This window comes from Streptomyces sp. NPDC052020, from assembly GCF_040680575.1.
Lineage (GTDB): Bacteria > Actinomycetota > Actinomycetes > Streptomycetales > Streptomycetaceae > Streptomyces.
The window spans coordinates 148,781-168,432 of the sequence record NZ_JBFAWY010000013.1 but is presented as its reverse complement, the minus strand read 5'-3'; the positions used below and the strand labels follow the sequence as shown (position 1 = coordinate 168,432).

The 19,652-nt window shown below is 73.8% G+C and carries 18 protein-coding genes; 9 read left to right on the top strand and 9 right to left on the bottom strand.

Annotated elements, in window-relative coordinates; all coding sequences use genetic code 11:
* Positions 1 to 98: 98 nt before the first annotated feature.
* Together AB0L74_RS16380 and AB0L74_RS16375 are read right to left on the bottom strand one after the other, a co-directional pair.
* A complete protein-coding gene (locus AB0L74_RS16380; RefSeq protein ID WP_365651576.1) occupies positions 99 to 863 on the bottom strand; it encodes a hypothetical protein in 765 nt (254 codons plus the stop codon).
* 25 nt (positions 864 to 888) lie between these two features.
* Complete coding sequence (locus AB0L74_RS16375) at positions 889 to 1,017, bottom strand: hypothetical protein (protein ID WP_365651573.1); 129 nt, start codon at positions 1,015 to 1,017, stop codon at positions 889 to 891.
* Positions 1,018 to 2,218: 1,201 nt separating this feature from the next.
* Here AB0L74_RS16375 and AB0L74_RS16370 point away from each other — a divergent pair.
* Positions 2,219 to 3,031 (top strand): SAM-dependent methyltransferase, encoded by an 813-nt coding sequence (locus AB0L74_RS16370; RefSeq protein ID WP_365651570.1) that lies wholly within the window; start codon positions 2,219 to 2,221, stop codon positions 3,029 to 3,031.
* A complete protein-coding gene (locus tag AB0L74_RS16365) occupies positions 3,028 to 5,172 on the top strand; it encodes an EAL domain-containing protein (protein WP_365651567.1) in 2,145 nt (714 codons plus the stop codon). Before AB0L74_RS16370 ends, AB0L74_RS16365 begins: the two co-directional genes overlap by 4 nt.
* A 538-nt stretch (positions 5,173 to 5,710) precedes the next feature.
* On the opposite strand, the gene AB0L74_RS16360 is transcribed toward AB0L74_RS16365, so the two are convergent.
* Positions 5,711 to 6,595, bottom strand: a complete 885-nt coding sequence (locus AB0L74_RS16360; protein WP_365651564.1) for a LysR substrate-binding domain-containing protein — start codon at positions 6,593 to 6,595, stop codon at positions 5,711 to 5,713.
* Positions 6,596 to 6,714: 119 nt separating this feature from the next.
* Between AB0L74_RS16360 and AB0L74_RS16355 the strand changes: the two genes are divergently transcribed.
* The 3 genes from AB0L74_RS16355 to AB0L74_RS16345 are packed head-to-tail and all read left to right on the top strand — an operon-like array spanning position 6,715 to position 10,084.
* On the top strand, positions 6,715 to 7,386 hold the full coding sequence (locus AB0L74_RS16355; RefSeq protein WP_365651666.1) for a succinate dehydrogenase: 672 nt from the start codon (positions 6,715 to 6,717) through the stop codon (positions 7,384 to 7,386).
* Between the two features lie 2 nt (positions 7,387 to 7,388).
* A complete protein-coding gene (locus tag AB0L74_RS16350) occupies positions 7,389 to 9,338 on the top strand; it encodes a fumarate reductase/succinate dehydrogenase flavoprotein subunit (protein ID WP_365651561.1) in 1,950 nt (649 codons plus the stop codon).
* Positions 9,335 to 10,084 (top strand): succinate dehydrogenase/fumarate reductase iron-sulfur subunit, encoded by a 750-nt coding sequence (locus AB0L74_RS16345; RefSeq protein ID WP_365651558.1) that lies wholly within the window; start codon positions 9,335 to 9,337, stop codon positions 10,082 to 10,084. The genes AB0L74_RS16350 and AB0L74_RS16345 overlap by 4 nt, the downstream gene beginning before the upstream one ends.
* Here AB0L74_RS16345 and AB0L74_RS16340 read toward each other — a convergent pair.
* Positions 10,029 to 11,051, bottom strand: a complete 1,023-nt coding sequence (locus AB0L74_RS16340; protein WP_365651554.1) for a zinc-binding dehydrogenase — start codon at positions 11,049 to 11,051, stop codon at positions 10,029 to 10,031. The genes AB0L74_RS16345 and AB0L74_RS16340 overlap by 56 nt on opposite strands.
* Before the next feature lie 89 nt (positions 11,052 to 11,140).
* Between AB0L74_RS16340 and AB0L74_RS16335 the strand changes: the two genes are divergently transcribed.
* The 3 genes from AB0L74_RS16335 (at position 11,141) to AB0L74_RS16325 (ending at position 13,424) form a co-directional block, all read left to right on the top strand.
* Complete coding sequence (locus AB0L74_RS16335) at positions 11,141 to 11,524, top strand: helix-turn-helix domain-containing protein (protein WP_365651551.1); 384 nt, start codon at positions 11,141 to 11,143, stop codon at positions 11,522 to 11,524.
* A 230-nt stretch (positions 11,525 to 11,754) separates the two neighbouring features.
* Positions 11,755 to 12,525, top strand: coding sequence for a GNAT family N-acyltransferase (locus AB0L74_RS16330; RefSeq protein ID WP_365651548.1), 771 nt, complete (start codon positions 11,755 to 11,757; stop codon positions 12,523 to 12,525).
* Positions 12,525 to 13,424 carry a lysophospholipid acyltransferase family protein gene (locus AB0L74_RS16325; protein WP_365651546.1) on the top strand — a complete coding sequence of 300 codons (900 nt, stop codon included), beginning with the start codon at positions 12,525 to 12,527 and terminating at the stop codon, positions 13,422 to 13,424. The genes AB0L74_RS16330 and AB0L74_RS16325 overlap by 1 nt, the downstream gene beginning before the upstream one ends.
* Before the next feature lie 381 nt (positions 13,425 to 13,805).
* On the opposite strand, the gene AB0L74_RS16320 is transcribed toward AB0L74_RS16325, so the two are convergent.
* The 4 genes from AB0L74_RS16320 to rpmF form a co-directional block, all read right to left on the bottom strand.
* Positions 13,806 to 16,136, bottom strand: a complete 2,331-nt coding sequence (locus AB0L74_RS16320) for an excinuclease ABC subunit UvrA (RefSeq protein WP_365651543.1) — start codon at positions 16,134 to 16,136, stop codon at positions 13,806 to 13,808.
* Between the two features lie 156 nt (positions 16,137 to 16,292).
* The gene (locus AB0L74_RS16315; protein ID WP_365651540.1) at positions 16,293 to 17,300 is read right to left on the bottom strand and encodes an LLM class flavin-dependent oxidoreductase; all 1,008 of its coding nucleotides are present in this window, start codon (positions 17,298 to 17,300) and stop codon (positions 16,293 to 16,295) included.
* Positions 17,297 to 18,514, bottom strand: a complete 1,218-nt coding sequence (locus AB0L74_RS16310) for a GTP-binding protein (RefSeq protein WP_365651537.1) — start codon at positions 18,512 to 18,514, stop codon at positions 17,297 to 17,299. Before AB0L74_RS16310 ends, AB0L74_RS16315 begins: the two co-directional genes overlap by 4 nt.
* A 4-nt stretch (positions 18,515 to 18,518) precedes the next feature.
* Entirely contained in the window at positions 18,519 to 18,689 is a 171-nt protein-coding gene (gene rpmF, locus AB0L74_RS16305) for a 50S ribosomal protein L32 (protein WP_365651534.1), read from the bottom strand.
* A 135-nt stretch (positions 18,690 to 18,824) separates the two neighbouring features.
* Here rpmF and AB0L74_RS16300 point away from each other — a divergent pair, with 135 nt between their 5' ends.
* Positions 18,825 to 19,316 carry a hypothetical protein gene (locus AB0L74_RS16300; RefSeq protein ID WP_365651531.1) on the top strand — a complete coding sequence of 164 codons (492 nt, stop codon included), beginning with the start codon at positions 18,825 to 18,827 and terminating at the stop codon, positions 19,314 to 19,316.
* Positions 19,317 to 19,346: 30 nt separating this feature from the next.
* On the opposite strand, the gene AB0L74_RS16295 is transcribed toward AB0L74_RS16300, so the two are convergent.
* On the bottom strand, positions 19,347 to 19,562 hold the full coding sequence (locus AB0L74_RS16295; protein WP_365651528.1) for a dodecin: 216 nt from the start codon (positions 19,560 to 19,562) through the stop codon (positions 19,347 to 19,349).
* Between the last annotated feature and the right edge of the window lie 90 nt (positions 19,563 to 19,652).

Here is a 19,652-nt window from a genome sequence, read left to right as displayed (position 1 = left end):
GTCGCGCCAACGGGGCAGCCGTGTGGCCGCTCGGGGGACAGGGGCGCGGCCGCCGGGGGCGGCCGTGTGGCGGGGTCTCCCCGGCCGCCGCACCCGGGTCAGTCCGCCAGATGCGGGAACAGGGTCAGGAACGGGTCCGCCGACGCGGCGATGCCGCGGCTGTACGGCGCGTCGAAGTCCCAGATGAGGAAGAGGAGGAAGGCGATCAGGGCGGAGAACAGCCCGGCGAGGATCAGTTCACGTGGCGTACGCCGGATCTGCAAGGCGAAGACCATGCCCACCGTGACGACGGCGCCGATGATCAGCCCGAACCACACCACGCCCGGCATGGTCGCCCCGATGGAGTCGGCGCGGGCGGCGCGGGCCTGGTCCGCCGCGGCCACCTGGTCGACGAGCGGCTGGTAGGCCTGGGCCTCGAAGTCGGTCCGCGGTTCGTAGTCGGTGACGTCCGCGCGGACGCGGTCGAGGAGAACGGTGCCGCGCTCGGTGATCCGGCCCTCCTCGGACATGACCTTCCACTCGGCGGTGACGACGTGTCCGACATAGGTGTTGACATCATCCCGGATGCGGTCACGGACCTCGGGCGGATAGACCCGGACCCGCTCGGAGATCTCGTGCAGCGCCACAGCCTCCGCCTGCACGTGGTCCTGGGCGGCGCTGCGCGCCTCCCAGACGCCGGCGATGGCCAGGCCCAGGACGATGGCGTACACCACACCGATCCACATCGTCATGTACTCGATGACGTCGGGGGTCTCGGAGGGATCCTCGTCGTCGGACGCCCTGCGGTGCCGTACGAAGGTGACGAGGATCACCACGGCACAGGCGGCCGCCATCGCGAGGGTGAGAACAAGCCATTCCGCCAAGAGGTTCCTCCAGGGACTCGGAGCGTCAGCGCGGACGCAGTGCGGCGACGGCGATCACCGCGGGCGCCGTGATGAGCAGGACGAAGTAGAGCGGCGACGGGGTGTCGCGCGGGGGCCGTCGCGGCGCCTGGGCGCGGTGGCGCGGGTAGTGCACCGGCGTCAGGGACGGGCGGGGTGCCGGGGTCGCCGACGGTGTAGGCGCCGGAGCGGGGGCGGGGGCGGGGGCGGGGGCCGGAGCCGGGCGGGGCGGGGGAGCCGAGCGGGCCGGAGCGGGCCGTGGGGGACGCCGGGGCGGTGGAGGCGGAGGCTCGGGCTCCGGTGTCGCCCTCGGCGGCGGGGGAGGCGGCGGTTCCGGCGGTGAGGGCGGTGGCGGCGGTGAGGGCGGCGGCGAGGGCGGTGGGGGTGGTGGCGGCGGTGTGGGCTCCGGTGGCGTCGGAGGGGCGGGTGTCGTCGTGGGTGCCGGGCACGGCGGGAAGGTGGGCCAGGACCCCCCACCGGAGCCCGTCGTCGACACGCTGCCGCCCGGGGAATTCGAGACGTACGCGCAGGCGTCGGCCCGCGCCGCCCCGGTCGGCGCCCCGACGAGCGCGAACGTGAGCGTCACCAGGGCCAACAGCCGTCCGGCGGGGGCGGGGTGGCTCGCTTCGGGTCCATGCACGAGGTCAGATGATGCGGCCTGGCGCGCCGAGTCACGCTCCGGCGCCGGGTTATTGCTCCGAACGGGGGAATGCCGGCGACCGGTGGTTTGACCGGCGTCCGGGCGTCGGCGCCAGGTGGCGGACACACGTGCGACACGGACGGTCCGGTCTGGCCCCTCCGCCCGCCCGGTGGCGCCGCACCGCCCCCGGCGGGGAGAACGCCGTTGCCGCTGTACGCGGCCTTCCCTCCGGTGCGTACCCGCTGTCGTGCGGCGGCGCGGCAGAGCGCCGCGCCGCGAAGCGCCTGCGGCGAAGGGAAGCCGACGATGAAGAGTTCCTGGCCGAGCGCCGCGGCGGCACCGGCGCTGACGACGGCGTGCGGTCAGGACGGCGGCGGCCTACGGCACCTGGTACTCCGTCTCCCCGGCGGATACCCGGGCGGCGCGCCGGCGGGGAAGCGGGCCGGGGAGACGGAGACGAAAGAGGCGGAGACGGAGGCGGCGGGGGCGTGGCGAGGGCGTCCCCGCCGCCCGCCGGCCCGCCCCGTACACACGCCGCGCGGGGCGTGACCGCGGCCGTTCCCGCCCGGCGCCACAAGGCATGTGCCGCAGGCAGTGACCGGTAACGGATGGTCAATTTCCGTTTCCGCTCGCCCCGTGGGCGGGCGATCAGTAGCCTCAGCTCGAACACCGGATCGCCTATGTCTTGGAGAGATCGATGGAGCGTCCCGTCTGGGCTCCGCGGAGCATCGACATCACGGTGCCCAGCGTGTCCCGGATCCGCGATTTCTACCTGGGCGGTTCGCACAACTTCGAGGCCGACCGGCAGGCGGCCCGCAAGGCCATGGCCTTCGTGCCGGGACTTCCCAAGATCATGCAGGCCAACCGTGCCTTCCTGCGCCGCGCGGTGCGCTTCGCGGTGGACGAGGGCGTCACCCAGTTCCTGGACGTCGGCCCGGGCATCCCGGGGTTCGGCACCGTCCACGAGATGGCCCAGGCCGCCCACCCCGGCGCCCGCGTGGTGTACGTCGACCGGGACCCCGTGGCGGTCGCGCGGAGCCAGACCGTCCTGGAGGGCAACGACGACGCGGACATCGTGGCCGCGGACCTGCTCGAGCCGCGGGACATCCTCACCAGTGCCCAGGTGGAGCGGTTGATCGACCTGAATCGTCCGGTGGCTCTGCTCCTCGTTGCCATACTGCACTTCGTGGAAGACGCGGACGACCCGTACCGAGCGGTGGCCGAACTGCGCGACGCGCTCGCGCCCGGCAGCCTGCTCGTCCTCACGCATGCCTCGTACGAGGGAATTCCGCTGCCGTCCGAGCGGGCGGGAGGCGTGGTGGACGTATACAAGGACATTCGCAACCCGCTGATCATGCGCTCGCGCGAGCAGATCGCGCGGTTCTTCGAGGGGTACGACATGGTGGAACCCGGGCTGGTGCCGATGCCGCACTGGCGGCCCGAGACGGCGCCCGAGGACGAGGATCCGTACGCGTTCTCCGGGTTCGCGGGCGTGGGGCGTACGGCGTGATCGCGCATCCGGACGGGCCGGAGGACAGACTGCGCCGGTTCGCGACGATCTGGAGCCGGGCGGTCTTCCCGGTGACCACCACGTCGGCGACCCGGCCCGAGTTCGAGGAGCAACTGCTGCCCCTCGCCCGGCGGTTGAGCCGGGCGCTGCGGGCGCGGAGCTTCGACGCCGACCAGGGCCGGGCGGTCGGCGCCGCGCTCGTCGGCGCGCACTGCACCGACCCCGAGGCGCTGAGCCGGACCCTCGACTGCGTCGACGCCTATCTGGTGCTCTACTGCGGCGGCGACGGCGACCAGGAGGACCTGCGGGCGCGCTCGGCGCGGCTGCAGCACGCCATGGCCGCCGGCTACGCCCAGGCGCTGCGCGACCGGACGCTGGCCGAGCAGGAGGCCATCGCCCAGGCCGCGCTGCGCGCCCAGGGCGTGGTGGCGCAGGCGCTGCACGCCAGCGAGGCCCGCTTCCGCGCCGTCTTCGAGGGCGCCGCGATAGGGATCGGCATCGCCGACCTGGACGGCAACGTCCTCCAGGTCAACCGCGCCCTCACCCGCATGTTCGGCGTGTCCGAGCAGACGCTGCGCGGCCGCAACGTCACCCAGTGGACCCACCCCGACGACGCGCCCCAGCTCTGGCGGCTCTACCAGGAGCTGGTCCGCGGGGAGCGGGAGCACTACCACGTGGAGAAGGCATTCCACCGGCCCGACGGAACGGTCCTGTGGACCAACCTGACCGTCTCCCTGCTGCGCGACGCCGACGGCGACCCGCAGTACCAGCTCGCCCTCATGGAGGACACCACCGAGCGGCGGCTGCTCAACCTGCGGCTGCGCTACGAGGCCACGCACGACGCGCTCACCGGCCTGCCCAACCGCAGCTTCTTCTTCGAACGCCTGGAGAAGGCGGTCAACGCCGGCCCCGGTCAGCGATTCGGCCTGTGCTACCTCGACCTGGACGGTTTCAAGACCGTCAACGACAGCCTCGGGCACGCGGTCGGCGACCGGCTGCTGGTGGAGGTCGCCGACCGGCTCCAGGCGTGCGCCACCGCGCCGGGCGAGATGGTGGCCCGGCTCGGCGGTGACGAGTTCGTGGCGCTGACCACCGGGCCGGACACCCGGCAGGCGGTCGACGAGCTCGCCACGCGCATCATGAACGCGCTGCTCGCCCCGGTCAGCATCGACGGGCGGGAGCTGACCGTGAGGGGCAGCATCGGCGTCGTCGAGGGACCGGCGGGGGAGCGCAGCCCGGCGGAGGTGCTGCGCAGCGCCGACATCACCATGTACCGGGCGAAGTCGGCGGGCGGCAACCGGTTCGAGCTGGCCGACCCGGAGGCCGACGCCCGCACCATCACCCGGCACGGGCTGACCACCGCGCTGCCCACGGCGCTGGACCGGGGCGAGTTCTTCATCGAGTACCAGCCGCTGGTCCACCTCGGTGACGGTCGTGTGCGCGGCGCCGAGGCCCTGGTGCGCTGGCTGCACCCGCAGCACGGCGTGCTCGGCCCCGACCGGTTCATCCCGCTCGCCGAGCACACCGGGCTGATCGTGCCGCTGGGCCGCTGGGTGCTGGAGCAGTCGGTACGGCAGGCCCGGGAGTGGCGCGAGATCTGCGGCGCGGACTCCGCGTCCGCCCCGTTGCGCATCAACGTCAACCTCTCGCCGTGCCAGCTGACCGACCCCGGCCTGGTCCGCGACACCGTCGAGATCCTGGAGCGGGCGGGCGTCGAGCCCGACGCCCTGTGCCTGGAGGTGACGGAGTCCGCGCTGATCGGCGCGGACGACGATCTGCTCAAGCCGCTGCGCCGGCTGGCGGACATGGGCGTCGACATCGCCCTGGACGACTTCGGCACCGGCTACTCCAACCTCGCCAACCTGCGCCGGCTGCCGGTGAGCATCCTCAAGCTGGACCGTTCCTTCACCCGGGGCATGCAGCAGTTCCCCGCCGACCCCGTCGATCTGAAGATCGTCGAGGGGATCGTCTCGCTGGCGCACAGCCTGGACCTCGCGGTCACCGTGGAGGGCGTGGAGACCGGAGCCCAGGCCGAGCAGCTGAAGATACTGGGCTGCGACACGGCCCAGGGCTGGTACTACGCCCGCCCCGGACCCCCGGAGCGGCTCCACGAGCTGGCGCTGGCGGACGTGACGGGATGACCCGGCCGGTCCCGCCGCGGGCCCTGGCGGGACCATGGTGACGGGCCCGCTCCGCGGCGCGCGCGGCCGCCCCGGCGGAGGCGACGGCCAGGTCCACGACGACCTCCGCGCCCTCCCGGCGGCCGCGTCCACCGATCGCGCGACCGGTCGGCACCGGCCCGTCGGTGGCGTCGCGCGGCGGGTATGGCCCGGGGGACTCCGGGCGGGGCGCGTCGTTCTCCTCACGGTGCCACGCGGTCACGGCGGCCCGGGCCGGCGCCTTGGGCGGACGGACGGTGACCCGGCCGGTCCGCGCCGTGATCCGGACCCCGATCGCCGCCGGCACCCTCGCGACGTCCCGGTCCCTCGCGTACTGCTCCTCGCTCACGGCGCGAGCGTACGCGCGGACGGCCGTCCGGGCGCGGCCGATGTCACGGGGGTGCGGGGGCGTGTCGCCGCACGCGGGGTGCGCGGGCGGCCGGGCGGGTCCCTCCCGCGGCCGGTCGTGCGCGGGCGCGGTCGGCCGGCGCCCGCGTACAACCGGCCGCAGAGGCGCCGCTCACCGCTCCAGCAGCATCCGTTGCAGCTCCCGGGCCGCCCGGGGCGGTGCCACATCGCTGCGGTGGGCCAGCGCGATCGTGCGGTGCAGGCCTGGACGGGCCAGCGGCGTGACCCGCAGTCCGCGCCCGGACCGGGCCGCCACCATACGCGGTACGACCGCCACCCCGAGGCCCGCCCGGACGAACCCCAGCACGGCGTCCATCTCGCCGCCCTCCACCGCGAAGTCCGGGTCGAATCCCTCCGCCCGGCACGCCGCCACGGTCAGCTCCCGCAGGTCGTAGCCGTGCCGGAACATCACCAGGCGCTCGCCCGCCAGGTCGGCGACGCGCACGGTGCGTCGCCCGCCACCGGGCCGGGCCGCCTCCGGTGACGACACCACCACCAGATCCTCGCGCAGCAGTTCCACCGTGGTCAGCGCGGGCGCCGGCGTCGGCAGGGGCAGCACGATCAGCGCCAGGTCCAGGGCGCCGCGGGCCAGCTCCCGCACCAGATCGTGCGAGCCGCCCTCCTCGATCAGCAGCCGGATCCCGGGATAGCGGTCGTGGAACGCGCGCAGCACGTCCGGGAGCAGGCCCGTGCACAGGCTCGGCGTGGCGCCCAGCCGGACCCGGCCCCGGCGCAGCTGCACCAGCTCCTGCACCTCGTGCCGGGCCGTGTCGGCGTCGGCCAGTATGCGCCGGGCCAGCGGCAGCAGCGCCTCCCCGGCGTCCGTCAGCGTGATGTTGCCGCGCGCCCTGAGGAACAGATCGGCGCCCAGCTCCCGCTCCAGCGCCTTGATCTGCTGCGACAGCGACGGCTGGGCGACGTGGACCAGATCGGCGGCCCGGGTGAAGTGCCGGGTCTCGGCGACCGCCACGAAGTACTGGAGCTGCTGGAACTGCACTCGGTCATCATAGGCACTGCCTATTCAAACCAGCCGCACCATGTCTTGGACCGATCGGCTCTGCCGGCCGTAACGTCCGTGCCATGGCTCTGGCAACGCGGACGGACCGACGGCCGTCCATGGCGCGTACCGTGTGGGACTCGACCGTCGGCAAGAAGACCGTGATGGCGGTCAGCGGCTTGATCATGCTGCTGTACCTGGTCGTCCACATGATCGGCAACCTGAAGATCTTCTTCGGGTCGGGCGAGTTCAACCACTACGCGCACTGGCTGCGCACCGTCGGCGAGCCCTTCATGCACTACGAGTGGACGCTGTGGGTGATCCGCGTCGTGCTGCTGGCCGCCGTCGTCGCCCACGCCGTCTCCGCGTACCAGCTCAGCCGGCGCGACATCAAGGCGCGGCCCAGCAAGTACGTGCACCGCAGGCCGCGGGCCGGCTACGCGACGCGGACCATGCGCTGGGGCGGCGTCATCCTGGGCCTGTTCATCGTCTGGCACATCCTGGACCTGACCACCGGCACCGTGCACTCCGGCGGCTTCGAGACGGGCAAGCCCTACCAGAACGTGGTGGACACCTTCTCCACCTGGTACGGCAACGCCGTCTACATCGTCGCGATGCTCGCCCTCGGCCTGCACATCCGGCACGGCTTCTGGAGCGCCGCCCAGACCCTCGGCGCCGGCAGCCGAACCCGCGACCGCGCCCTGAAGGCCGTCGCCAACGTCCTCGCGCTGCTGCTCACGGCAGGCTTCCTCGCCGTACCCGTGGGCGTCATGACCGGAGTGGTGAGCTGAAGATGACCTCCTACACCGACTACACGACCGGTGCGCCGGTTGTCGACACCAAGGCCCCCGCCGGGCCCGTCCACGAGCGCTGGGACAAGCGCCGCTTCGAGGCGAAGCTGGTCAACCCGGCCAACCGGCGCAAGCACACGATCATCGTCGTGGGCACCGGCCTGGCGGGCGGCTCCGCGGGCGCGACCCTCGCCGAGCAGGGCTACAAGGTCATCCAGTTCTGCTACCAGGACTCCCCTCGCCGCGCCCACTCCATCGCGGCGCAGGGCGGTATCAACGCGGCGAAGAACTACCGCAACGACGGCGACTCCGTCCACCGCCTGTTCTACGACACCGTCAAGGGCGGCGACTTCCGGGCACGGGAGTCCAACGTCCACCGGCTCGCGCAGATCAGCGTCGAGATCATCGACCAGTGCGTGGCCCAGGGCGTCCCCTTCGCCCGCGAGTACGGCGGCCTGCTCGACACCCGCTCCTTCGGCGGCGTCCAGGTCTCCCGTACCTTCTACGCCCGCGGCCAGACGGGCCAGCAGCTCCTGCTCGGCGCCTACCAGGCGCTGTCGCGGCAGATCGCGGCCGGCAACGTGGAGCTGCACCCGCGCACCGAGATGCTCGACCTGATCGTCGTCGACGGGCGGGCACGCGGCATCGTCGCCCGGGACCTGATCACCGGGAAGATATCCACGTACTTCGCGGACGCCGTCGTGCTCGCCAGCGGCGGCTACGGCAACGTCTTCTACCTCTCGACGAACGCCATGAACTCCAACGCGACCGCCGTCTGGCGGGCGCACCGGCGCGGCGCCTGGTTCGCCAACCCCTGCTTCACCCAGATCCACCCCACCTGTATCCCGCGCACCGGCGACCACCAGTCCAAGCTGACGCTGATGAGCGAGTCGCTGCGCAACGACGGCCGGATCTGGGTCCCCAAGGCCAAGGGCGACACCCGCCCGCCCAACGAGATCCCCGAGGACGAGCGCGACTACTACCTGGAGCGCATCTACCCCTCCTTCGGCAACCTGGTCCCGCGGGACATCGCCTCCCGCGCCGCGAAGAACGTCTGCGACGAGGGGCGGGGCGTCGGACCCGGCGGGCAGGGCGTCTACCTGGACTTCGCGGACGCCATCAAGCGGATGGGCCGCAAGGCCGTGGAGGCGAAGTACGGCAACCTCTTCGACATGTACCAGCGGATCACCGACGAGGATCCGTACGAGGTGCCGATGCGGATCTACCCCGCCGTGCACTACACGATGGGCGGCCTGTGGGTCGACTACGATCTCCAGACCACCGTCCCCGGCCTGTTCGCGATCGGCGAGGCCAACTTCTCCGACCACGGGGCCAACCGCCTCGGCGCGTCCGCGCTGATGCAGGGCCTGGCCGACGGGTACTTCGTGCTGCCGGCCACCATCAACGACTATCTGGCCCGCAACCCGCACAAGGACGAGGTCACCGACGACCACCCGGTCGTGCGGGAGGCGCTCGCCGAGACCGAGGACCGGCTGAACCTCCTGCTGGCCGTCGACGGCGACCGCACCCCGGACTCCTTCCACCGCGAACTGGGCGAGCTCATGTGGGAGTTCTGCGGCATGGCCCGCACCGACTCGGGCCTGCGCAAGGCGCTGGAGCGGATCCCCCAGATCCGCGAGGAGTTCTGGCGGCGCATCAAGGTGCCCGGCAGCGGCGAGGAGTTCAACCAGTCGCTGGAGAAGGCCAACCGTATCGTCGACTACCTGGAGCTCGCCGAACTGATGTGCCTCGACGCGCTGCACCGCGCCGAGTCCTGCGGCGGCCACTTCCGCGAGGAGTCCCAGACCCCCGACGGTGAGGCGGCCCGCAAGGACGACGCGTTCGCCTACGCCGCCGCCTGGGAGTTCACCGGCACCGGCGAGGCTCCCGTCCTGCACAAGGAAGACCTGGTCTTCGAGTACGTCCACCCCTCCCAGCGGAGCTACGCATGAAGCTCACCCTGCGCGTCTGGCGGCAGAAGAACGCCGGCGCCGAAGGCACGATGTCCACGTACGAGGTGGACGGCATCTCCCCCGACATGTCCTTCCTGGAGATGCTCGACACGCTCAACGAGGAGCTCATCCTCAAGGGTGAGGACCCGGTCGCCTTCGACCACGACTGCCGCGAGGGCATCTGCGGCATGTGCAGCCTCGTCATCAACGGCGAGGCGCACGGCCCGGAGCGCACTACCACCTGCCAGCTGCACATGCGGTCCTTCCGGGACGGCGACACCATCGACATCGAGCCGTGGCGGGCCGCCGCCTTCCCGGTCGTGAAGGACCTGGTCGTCGACCGCTCCGCCTTCGACCGGATCATCCAGGCCGGCGGCTACATCACCGCCCCCACCGGCTCCGCGCCCGAGGCCCACGCCACACCGGTGCCGAAGCCGGACGCCGACTACGCCTTCGAGCACGCCGAGTGCATCGGCTGCGGCGCCTGCGTCGCCGCCTGCCCGAACGGCGCGGCGATGCTGTTCACCTCCGCGAAGGTCAACCACCTCAACGTCCTGCCGCAGGGCGCGCCCGAGCGCGAGACCCGGGTGCTGGACATGGTGGCCCAGATGGACGAGGAGGGCTTCGGCGGCTGCACCCTGGCCGGGGAGTGTGCCACCGCGTGCCCCAAGGGCATCCCGCTCACCTCCATCACCCAGATGAACAGGGAGTGGCTGCGGGCGGCGCGGAAGGCGGCCAAGCGCTAGGGACCGTCGTCTGACTCCCGTCTGCCTCGACCACGGCGAGCGGATGCCTCTCGCCCGACACCCGCAGGACCGCTTTGCCGGAGACCCGGCGCCCGCGCAGGGCTTCGGCCGCCTCGGCGAAGCGTTCCCAGGAGCCCTGCCAGCCGACCTCGACGGCGAGGGCGCCCTGTGCGGCCAGCTCGGTGAGCTCGGCGAGGTCCGCGCCGGCGTCGCCCTCGATGACGAAGGAGGTCAGCGACTTGGCCGGGCCCACGGTGGCGTAGGGCGGAAAGACGGCCGGCTCGCCGGACGTCCAGCCGACGCTCTGCACGCCGCCCCCGGGGGCCAGCAGGTTCCACGCCGCGACCAGCTGGGGCCCGCCCACGCTGTCGATGACCGCGTCGACGGGCCGGTCGAGTCCTTCCAGGCCGGTGAGCACCTCGTCGGCCCCGGCCTCGGCAAGCCCCCGCCCACGGGCCGGCGAGCCCACGGACGCGATCACATGGGCCCCGGCCCGCGCCGCCAGCTGGACGGCGAACCGGCCGACTCCGCCGGAAGCGCCGGTGATCAGCACCCGTTTGCCCGGCCCCGCCCCGGCCGCGCGCAGCGAGCGCAGCGCGGCCACCCCGGCGACCGGCAGCGCGGCCGCCCGCGCCGGATCCAGGCCCTCCGGTATCCGGGCGAGCGCCCCCACGCCGATCGCGACGCGCTCGGCGAACGCCCCGGAGGTCAGGGCCACCACCCGCGTGCCCACCGCCGGACCGGTGCCGTCGGCGGCGGCCCGGACGACCACGCCGGCGGCGTCCGAACCGAGCACGGCCCCCACGGGGACGCGACCGGAGCGGGCGTCGTTGAGGTCGCCGTAGTTCAGCGAGGCGTGCGAGACGTCCACCAGGACCTGGCCCGGCCCGGGCACGGGATCGGCGACCTCGGCGAGCCGGACGGCGGCGGGTGCGGACGGATCGACGACGAGGGCGCGCACGGACATGTCCTCTTCACCTCTGCTTCCTTTGGTGCACGGCTTGTTACAGCGGTCATCCTCGGTAACAATGCCGGTCGGCGGAAGGAGGCACTTTTGTGTCACACAGTCACACCCGTGTTGCCGACGCACTGAGGGACGAAGCCTGCCCGGTCACCGAGGTACTCGACCACGTGGCAGGCAAGTGGAGCATCGGCATCCTGATCGCCGCCGCGCACGGCCCCGTCCGCTTCACCGAACTCGAGCGCGCCATCGACGGCATCAGCCGGCGCATGCTCACCCTCAACCTGCGCCGCCTGGAACGGGACGGGCTGCTCGTCCGCACCGTCCATCCCACCGTGCCGCCCAAGGTCGAGTACAGCCTCACGCCCATGGCCCGCGAACTCCACGCCTCCCTGACCGCACTGGTGGGGTGGGCCGAGCGCCACCGCCTGGCCATCGCCCGGGCCCGAGCGGCCTACGACGCGCGCGCCCGCACCTGACCCGGAACACGGCGCGGCCGGGCCGTTCGAGAAGGCAGGGGCTTGATCCGGCCCTCGCAACCGGCCTGCGCCGCACCACGGCGTGGGCCGGCCGGCCCACGCCGTTCAACAACCCCACACCCGCGCTCCCGGCCAGGGTCACGCGCACGCCAACCGCCGTCGGAAGAACAGGAGCGGCAGACCGCACCGGTCGGCCGCCCCCGTCCCCGAACCGTGGTTGGAGACCCGCCATGACCGGCGTACTGGCCGTCGGCCGCCCCCCGCTGCCCGCGGCCCCCACCCGCTACACCGTCACCCTCGCCCGCGACGAGCAGGACGTCCGCGCCGCCCAGCGGCTGCGGCACGACGTCTTCGCCGGGGAGCTGGGCGCGCTGCTGTCCACCCCCGAACCGGGCCACGACATCGACCCCTTCGACGCGTACTGCGACCATCTCCTCGTCCGCGACACCGAGACCGGCCAGACCGTCGGCACCTACCGGCTGCTGCCGCCGGAACGCGCGGAGATCGCCGGACGCCTGTACGCGGAGGGCGAGTTCGACCTCACCGCGCTGCGACCGCTCCGGGCGGGGCTGGTCGAGGTGGGCCGGTCCTGCGTCCACCCCGACCACCGCGACGGCACGGTCATCGGGCTCATCTGGGCCGCCATAGCCCGCTACATGACCGACCGCGGCCACGAGTGGCTCGCCGGCTGCTGCTCGCTTCCGCTCGCCGACGGCGGAGCGCTGGCCTCCGCCGCCTGGCACCGGGTACGGGCCACGCACCTGGCGCCGGACGAGTACCGCGTACGCCCGCTGCTGCCCTGGGCGCCCCGGGCGGCGCGGCCCGCCGCACCGGCCGACCTGCCGCCCCTGCTGCGCGGCTACCTGCGCCTGGGCGCCTGGGTCTGTGGCGAGCCCGCGCACGACCCCGGCTTCGGCGTCGCCGACCTTTACGTCCTGCTGCCGATGAGCCGGGTCCACCCCCGCTATCTGCGGCACTTCCTCTCCCTCGTCCCGGCCTGATGGGCGCCTGGCTGCCCAGCGCCCCGTGTACGCCGCAGTCCTGCGTGGACCCGGCCGGCGCCGCGGCGGCGGCACCCCGGGCCGTCCTGCGGCTCACGGCGGTCGCGGTCCTGCTCCTCACCGGGATCGCGCTGGCACCGCTCGCCGGGCGTCTTCCCGCGCGGCCGGTGCGGTGGTGGTGCCGGTGGATCGTGCGGGCCGCGGGCGTCCGGGTCCGCCTCGGCGGTGCCGCCGCTCCCACGGGCGGGCTGCTCCTCGTCGCCCACCACGTCTCGTGGCTGGACATCCCGCTGCTGGCCGCCGTCCGCCCGGCCCGGATGCTGGCCAAGGCCGAGATCCGGCGGTGGCCCGTGGCCGGGGCCCTCGCCGCGCGCGGTGCCCTGTTCATCGAGCGGGACCGGCTGCGAGCCCTGCCGGGCACGGTGGCCCGCGTCGCGGAGGCCCTGCGCGGCGGACGCGCGGTCGCCGTCTTCCCGGAGGGCAGCACCTGGTGCGGCCGGGCCCACGGACCTTTCCGGCGGGCCGTCTTCCAGGCCGCCCTCGACGCCGGGGTCCCGGTGCAGCCGGTACGCGTCGGCTACCGGACCGGCGCGGGAGCGGTGAGCACGGTGCCCGCCTTCGTCGGCGCGGACACCCTGATGGCGTCGCTGTGGCGGGTGGCCTCGGCCAGAGGTCTGGTGGCCGAGGTGGAGGTGCGCCCGGCCATCCCACCGGGCCGCCATCCCGACCGCCGCGCCCTCGCGCAGGCGGCCCAACGGGAACTTTCCGGCTGCTCCTCCCGCCGCCGCCCGGACCCGGCCGTCCACCCGGACGGCGCGGCACCGGCGCACGTGCCGGGTCCGGCGGGCACCGCCGGACCGGTCGGCGCCGCCCGGCACCCCGCGCGATCACGCCGGTGAGCGGCCCGCGGGCCGCTGCCGCCGGCCGCGCCGGCCGTGAGCCGGTCAGCCGCCCACCGCGGGCTCGCCGTGCCGGGACATCTCCCCGATGCGGGCCCGGACCTCTCCGGACGGGCGGACCACCGCGGCGCCCCGGACTCCACCGGCGCCGGCGCGGCGGTCCCGCCGCCGTGTCCGTACGCGACTTCGCCAAGCCGATCGAGGCGCGGGCCCATGCCCGGCTGGGGGAAGAACGGGCCGAGGGTCACCCGCGCACGCTCCGGGTCCACCTCGCGCTGGCGCTCGACGCCCCAGGCGCGCGGGCTGCTGGCCGGACTGCCGCCGGCGCGGGGGTGTGTCCGCGACGTCGCGCCTGCCGCGCGATCCCCGGCCCGGTGACCCCTAGCCGAGCATCCGTGCCAGGTAGGGCGCCGTCCGGCTGCCCGCCGCCCGCGCCACCTGTGCGGGCGGCCCCGCCGCCACGATCCGGCCGCCCGCGTCGCCGCCGCCCGGACCCAGGTCGATCACCCAGTCGGCGCCCGCGACGACGGACATGTCGTGCTCGACGACGATCACCGTGTGCCCCGCGTCGGCCAGATCGTGCAGCCGGCGCATCAGGACGTCGACGTCGGCCGGGTGGAGCCCGGTCGTCGGCTCGTCGAGGAGGTACAGGGCGGGGCCGCGGCGGCTCCGCTGGAGCTCGCTCGCCAGCTTGATGCGCTGTGCCTCCCCACCGGACAGCTCGGTCGCGGGCTGGCCGAGGCGCAGATAGCCGAGGCCGATGTCGCGGAGGGTGGCGAGACTGCGGGCCGCGGCCGGGATGTCGGCGAAGAACTCCGCCGCGCTGTCCACCGTCATGTCCAGCACCTGCGCGATGGTCCGGCCGCGGTAGGCGACCTGGAGCGTCTCCGGGTTGTAGCGGGCCCCGCCGCAGTCCGGGCAGGGCGCGTACGTGCTCGGCAGGAACAGCAGCTCCACGCTGACGAATCCCTCGCCCTGACAGGTCTCGCAGCGCCCGCCCGGCATGTTGAAGGAGAAGCGCCCGGCACCGTAGCCGCGCTCGCGCGCCTCGCCGGTCGCCGCGAACACCTTGCGCACCACGTCGAACAGGCCCGTGTAGGTGGCCAGGTTGGAGCGGGGCGTGCGGCCGATGGGCTTCTGGTCGACGCGGACCAGCCGGCCGACGCCCGGCAGATCCTCGGTGATCTCCCCGATGAGCGTCGACTTGCCGGACCCCGACACGCCGGTGACCGCGGTGAACACGCCGAGCGGGAACCGCGCCGTCACCCCGCTCAGGTTGTGCCGGGCGACCGGGCCCACCGTCAGCTCTCCCCGGGGCTCACGGACGTGGCGCGCGGGCGCGGGGGAGCGGGCGAAGAGGTGGCGGGCCGTCGCCGACTCGGTGACGCCGGCCAGCCCGGCGGGCGGCCCGCTGTACAGCACCCGCCCGCCGTGTTCGCCCGCCCCCGGCCCCACGTCCACGATCCAGTCGGCGCCGCGCACGACATCGAGGTGATGCTCGACCACGAACACCGAGTTGCCCGCCGACTTCAGCCGCTCCAGCACCGTCAGCAGGGCCTCGGTGTCCGCCGGGTGGAGCCCGGCGGACGGCTCGTCCAGCACGTACACGACCCCGAAGAGCCCGGAGCGCAACTGGGTGGCCAGGCGCAGCCGTTGCAGTTCGCCCGCCGAGAGGGTCGGCGTGGCACGGTCCAGGCTCAGATAGCCCAGGCCGAGCTCGACGACCGGGGCGATGCGGGAGACGAGGTCCTCGGTGAGCACACGGGCCGTCTCCCCCTCCCTGGGCAGGCACGCGGCGAGTTCGGTGAGCGGCAGCGCGGCCAGCTCGGCGATGGTCCGGCCGCCCACGGTGACCGCCAGCGCCTCGGGCCGCAGCCGGCTGCCGCCGCAGGCCGGGCACGGCGCGCTGGTCAGGAAGCGTTCCGCCTTCGCGCGCAGCGCGGGGCTCTTGGAGTCCGAGAACGTCTTCATCACATAACGCCGGGCGCTCGTGTACGTGCCCTGGTACGGCCGTTGGATACGGCCCGCGTCCCGGACCGGATGCACGGTGACCACCGGCTGCTCGTCCGTGAACAGGATCCACTCCCGCTGCTCGGCGGGCAGCTCACGCCAGGGCCGGTCGACGTCGTGACCGAGCGCGTCGAGGATGTCCCGCAGGTTCTTGCCCTGCCAGGCACCCGGCCACGCGGCGATCGCACCCTCACGGATGGACAGCGACGGGTCCGGGACCAGCAATTCCTCGGTCGTGCGGTGGACCCGGCCGAGGCCGTGACAGTCCGGGCACGCCCCGGCCGCCGTGTTGGGGGAGAAGGCGTCGGAGTCGAGCCGCCCGGCGCCCGGCGGATAGGTCCCGGCGCGGGAGAACAGCATGCGCAGGGAGTTGGAGAGGTGGGTGACCGTGCCGACCGAGGAGCGGGAGGTCGCGGCGGCACGGCGCTGCTGGAGCGACACGGCGGGCGGCAGGCCGGTGATCTCGCCGACCTTCGGCGCGCCGATCTGGTGGATGAGGCGGCGGGCGTACGGCGCCACCGACTCGAAGTAGCGCCGCTGCGCCTCCGCGTAGACCGTGCCGAAGGCGAGCGACGACTTGCCCGAGCCCGACACACCGGTGAACACGGCCACCACGTCCCGGGGGATGTCGACGTCCACGGCCTTCAGGTTGTGCTCGCGGGCGGCGCGCACCCGGACGTACGGGTCGTGGGGGCTGTGCATGACGAGGGCTCCGGGCGGTGCTCGGGGGAGTGGACTGCGGCGGACCCTCGGCGGCCGTTCAGGGCACCCTGAGCGGTATGCCCGAAGGGCCGCGTCGGGACAAACCCCGCGATTCTATGCACACGCGGCCGGGCGGCCGCACGGCGCCCGCCCGGGCTAGCCCGCGCCGCCGCCGACGACCGCGGCCAGCCGCCGGTAGGAGTCCAGCAGCGCCGCGCGGTCGTGGGTGCTGGTCGTGACCAGGACCTCCTGCGCGCCCGTCTCCTTCAGGAGGCGCTCCAGCTCGTCGGCGACCTGCTCCTCGGTGCCGGCGATGTGCCCGGTGAGGCCGGACTCGTAGAAGCCGCGCTCCTTGGCCGTCATCGCGAGGGCCTCGACGCGCTCGGCGGGCGGCAGGGGAGGGAAGGAGCCGTGGGTGCGCGCGTACGCCATGGACCACGCCTCCGGGACCAGGATCCGCCGTGCCTCCTCGGCGGTGGCGGCGACGGCGACGGTGCCGGAGACGACAACGTACGGCTCGCTCGCCCAGGGGGAGGGCCGGAAGCGGGCGCGGTAGTGGTCCACGCCGCGCCGCATCTTCTCCCGGTCGCGCAGGTCGCCGATGACCATCGGCAGGCCCGCGCGGGCGGCGATGGCCGCGCCCTCGCCCATGGCCAGCACGAACGGCGGGACGGTCAGCCCCTCGGCGGGGCGTGCCCGCACGCCCGTCGGGGAGGTGCCCCGGAACCAGCCGAGGAGTTCCGTCAGTTGCCCCTCGAAGTCGTCCGCGTCGCCCTTGTCCCGGCCCAGCGCCTTGCGCACCCCGTCGGTGAAGCCGACCGAGCGGCCGAGCCCCATGTCGATCCGCCCCGGGAAGAGGGACTCCAGCACCCCGAACTGCTCGGCGACGACGAGGGGCCGGTGGTTGGGCAGCATCACACCGCCGGTGCCGACGCGGATGGTCCGCGTCGCGGCGGCCACGGCGGCGGCCAGCACGGTCGGCGCCGAGCCGGCCACCCCCGGCACGCCGTGGTGCTCCGAGACCCAGAACCGGTGGTATCCGAGACGCTCCAGCTCCCGCGCCAGCCGTACGGTGTCACGCAGCGCCTCGGCGTGCGTATGGCCCTCGCGGGTGCGGGAGCGGTCGAGGACGGAGAAGCGGGTCTGGGCGATCAGGGAGCTCACACGGGGTTCAACGCGTCAGGCGCCGCCGCATTCCCGGCGGCGCCGGCCGGCGACTGAGCCGGCGGGGGCTCGTGGTCGCAGGTGTCGTCGGTGCCGTATGTGTCCCACACCGGGAACGGGTCGTCGCCGGTGATCTCCTCGCCCGGTGCCAGCAGGCAGCCGGACAGCGCGGCGCGCAGCGCCCCGGGGTCCAGCCGGGTCCCGATGAACACCAGTTCCTGCGCGTGCGGGGCATCGGCGTCGCGGGCGGCGGACGGCTCGAAGCGGGCGACCGAGCCGGCCTGCGACCACAGCCCCGTCACCCCGGCGCGGCCGGCCAGGGTGAAGAACCCCTTGGAGCGCAGCACCCTCCCGAACGCCCCGCCCTCCAGTTGCCCGGTGACGAAGCCCCACAGCCGTCCGGGGTGGAACAGCCGCGGTGAGCGGAAGACCACGGAGGAGATCCCGTACTCCTCCGTCTCCGGGACGTGGTCCCCGTTGAGCTCCCGCACCCAGCCGGGGGCCTGCTGGGCCCGCTCCAGGTCGAACAGGCCGGTGCCCAGCACCTCGCGCAGGTCCACCCGCCCGTGCACGGCCCCGACGATCCGGGCGGCCGGGTTGAGGCGGCCGAGCACCGCCCGCAGCCGCGCCGCGGGCTCCTCGCCGACCAGGTCCAGCTTGTTGAGGACCAGGACGTCGGCGAACTCCACCTGGTCGACGAGGAGATCGCTCACCGTGCGCTCGTCGTCCTCGTAGGGGGCGAGGCCGCGCTCGGCGAGATCGTCGCCGGTCTGGAGCTCGGCCAGGAAGTTCGCCGCGTCCACGACCGTGACCATGGTGTCGAGCCGGGCGATGTCGCCGAGGGTGGCGCCGTCGTCGCGGGCGAGGGCGAAGGTGGCCGCCACGGGCATCGGCTCCGAGATGCCCGACGACTCGATGAGCAGGTGGTCGAAGCGGCCCTCGCGGGCCAGCCGCGCCACCTCCTCCAGCAGGTCGTCGCGCAGGGTGCAGCAGATGCAGCCGTTGGTCATCTCGACCAGGCGTTCCTCCGTCCGGGACAGGGCCGCCTCACCGCCGCGGACCAGGGCGGCGTCGATGTTGATCTCGCTCATGTCGTTGACGATCACGGCGGCGCGCAGCCCCTCGCGGCCCGCCAGGACATGGTTGAGCAGGGTGGTCTTGCCCGCTCCGAGGAACCCGGACAGGACGGTGACGGGCAGTCGGCCGTGCGGCATCGGCTCAGTCCCCGGGGCGCAGCAGGCCGCACTCGTACGCCTTCACCAGACGCTGCGGCACCAGATGACGGACGCCGTCGACGGTGACCGGCACGAGCGCGGGCGTGACGGCCTTCCACCGCGCGCGGCGGTGACGGGTGTTGCTGCGGGACATCTTCCGCTTGGGCACTGCCATGGGACGGGGACTCCTCCTCGTTCGGTGGTCGCCCCGGGACGCTACATGAAAACGGTTCCCATGAGCAATTGAGGGGTGGGCGGGCGCGGGTGCCGGGTGGCGCGCGTGCGGCGGGCAGACCCTAGGGTGGGAGGCGTGACCGATGGCAAAAGGCCCCCGCTGGCCGTGTTCGACCTCGACAACACCCTGGCCGACACCGCGCATCGCCAGCGGTTCCTGGAGCGCGGGCCGCGCGACTGGGACGCCTTCTTCGCCGCCGCGCCCCACGATCCGCCGCTCGCCGAGGGCATCGCCCTGGCCCGGGCGAGCGCCGAGGACTGCGAGGTCGTCTATCTGACCGGGCGCCCCGAGCGCTGCCGTCGTGACACGCTCGACTGGCTGGCCGCGCACGGGCTGCCGCAGGGGCGCGTGTACATGCGGCGCGACGGCGACCGGCGGCCGGCCCGGCGCACCAAGCTGGAGATCCTGCGGCGGCTCGCCCGCGCCCGGGAGATCCGCGTGCTGGTGGACGACGACGAACTGGTCTGCGAGGACGCAGAGCGGGACGGCTTCACCGTCGTGCGGGCGCGCTGGGCGGCCCCGTCGGCGGAGCTGAAGGTGGCGCAGGAGCGGGAAGGGCGGACCTGAACCGGACCCGCCGGAGTCCGCAGGGTGCGGTCAGTCCGCGTCCTCCAGGCGGAAGCCGACCTTCAGGCCGACCTGCCAGTGTGCGATCTGCCCGGCGTCGATCTGCCCGCGCACCTGCGTCACCTCGAACCAGTCCAGGTTCCGCAGGGTGCGTGAGGCGCGGGAGACGCCGTTGCGAATGGCCTGGTCGACGCCCTCCGGCGAGGTGCCGACGATCTCGGTGACCCGGTAGGTGTGGTTCGACATGCGGGTGCTCCTCTCCGCTCGGCGGTGACGGCCGGGGCGCGCGTGCCGCGTGTCACTCCACCGTGCCCCAAGCCGCGGCGGAGCGCGAGA

Bases quoted from the DNA above. Each gene is read 5' to 3' on its own strand.
- AB0L74_RS16370 (WP_365651570.1), top strand. From the start codon at position 2,219: ATGGAGCGTCCCGTCTGGGCTCCGCGGAGCATCGACATCACGGTGCCC.
- AB0L74_RS16355 (WP_365651666.1), top strand. From the start codon at position 6,715: ATGGCGCGTACCGTGTGGGACTCGACCGTCGGCAAGAAGACCGTGATG.
- AB0L74_RS16350 (WP_365651561.1), top strand. From the start codon at position 7,389: ATGACCTCCTACACCGACTACACGACCGGTGCGCCGGTTGTCGACACC.
- AB0L74_RS16345 (WP_365651558.1), top strand. From the start codon at position 9,335: ATGAAGCTCACCCTGCGCGTCTGGCGGCAGAAGAACGCCGGCGCCGAA.
- AB0L74_RS16340 (WP_365651554.1), bottom strand. From the start codon at position 11,051: ATGTCCGTGCGCGCCCTCGTCGTCGATCCGTCCGCACCCGCCGCCGTC.
- AB0L74_RS16330 (WP_365651548.1), top strand. From the start codon at position 11,755: ATGACCGGCGTACTGGCCGTCGGCCGCCCCCCGCTGCCCGCGGCCCCC.
- AB0L74_RS16325 (WP_365651546.1), top strand. From the start codon at position 12,525: ATGGGCGCCTGGCTGCCCAGCGCCCCGTGTACGCCGCAGTCCTGCGTG.
- AB0L74_RS16320 (WP_365651543.1), bottom strand. From the start codon at position 16,136: ATGCACAGCCCCCACGACCCGTACGTCCGGGTGCGCGCCGCCCGCGAG.
- AB0L74_RS16310 (WP_365651537.1), bottom strand. From the start codon at position 18,514: ATGCCGCACGGCCGACTGCCCGTCACCGTCCTGTCCGGGTTCCTCGGA.
- rpmF (WP_365651534.1), bottom strand. From the start codon at position 18,689: ATGGCAGTGCCCAAGCGGAAGATGTCCCGCAGCAACACCCGTCACCGC.
- AB0L74_RS16295 (WP_365651528.1), bottom strand. From the start codon at position 19,562: ATGTCGAACCACACCTACCGGGTCACCGAGATCGTCGGCACCTCGCCG.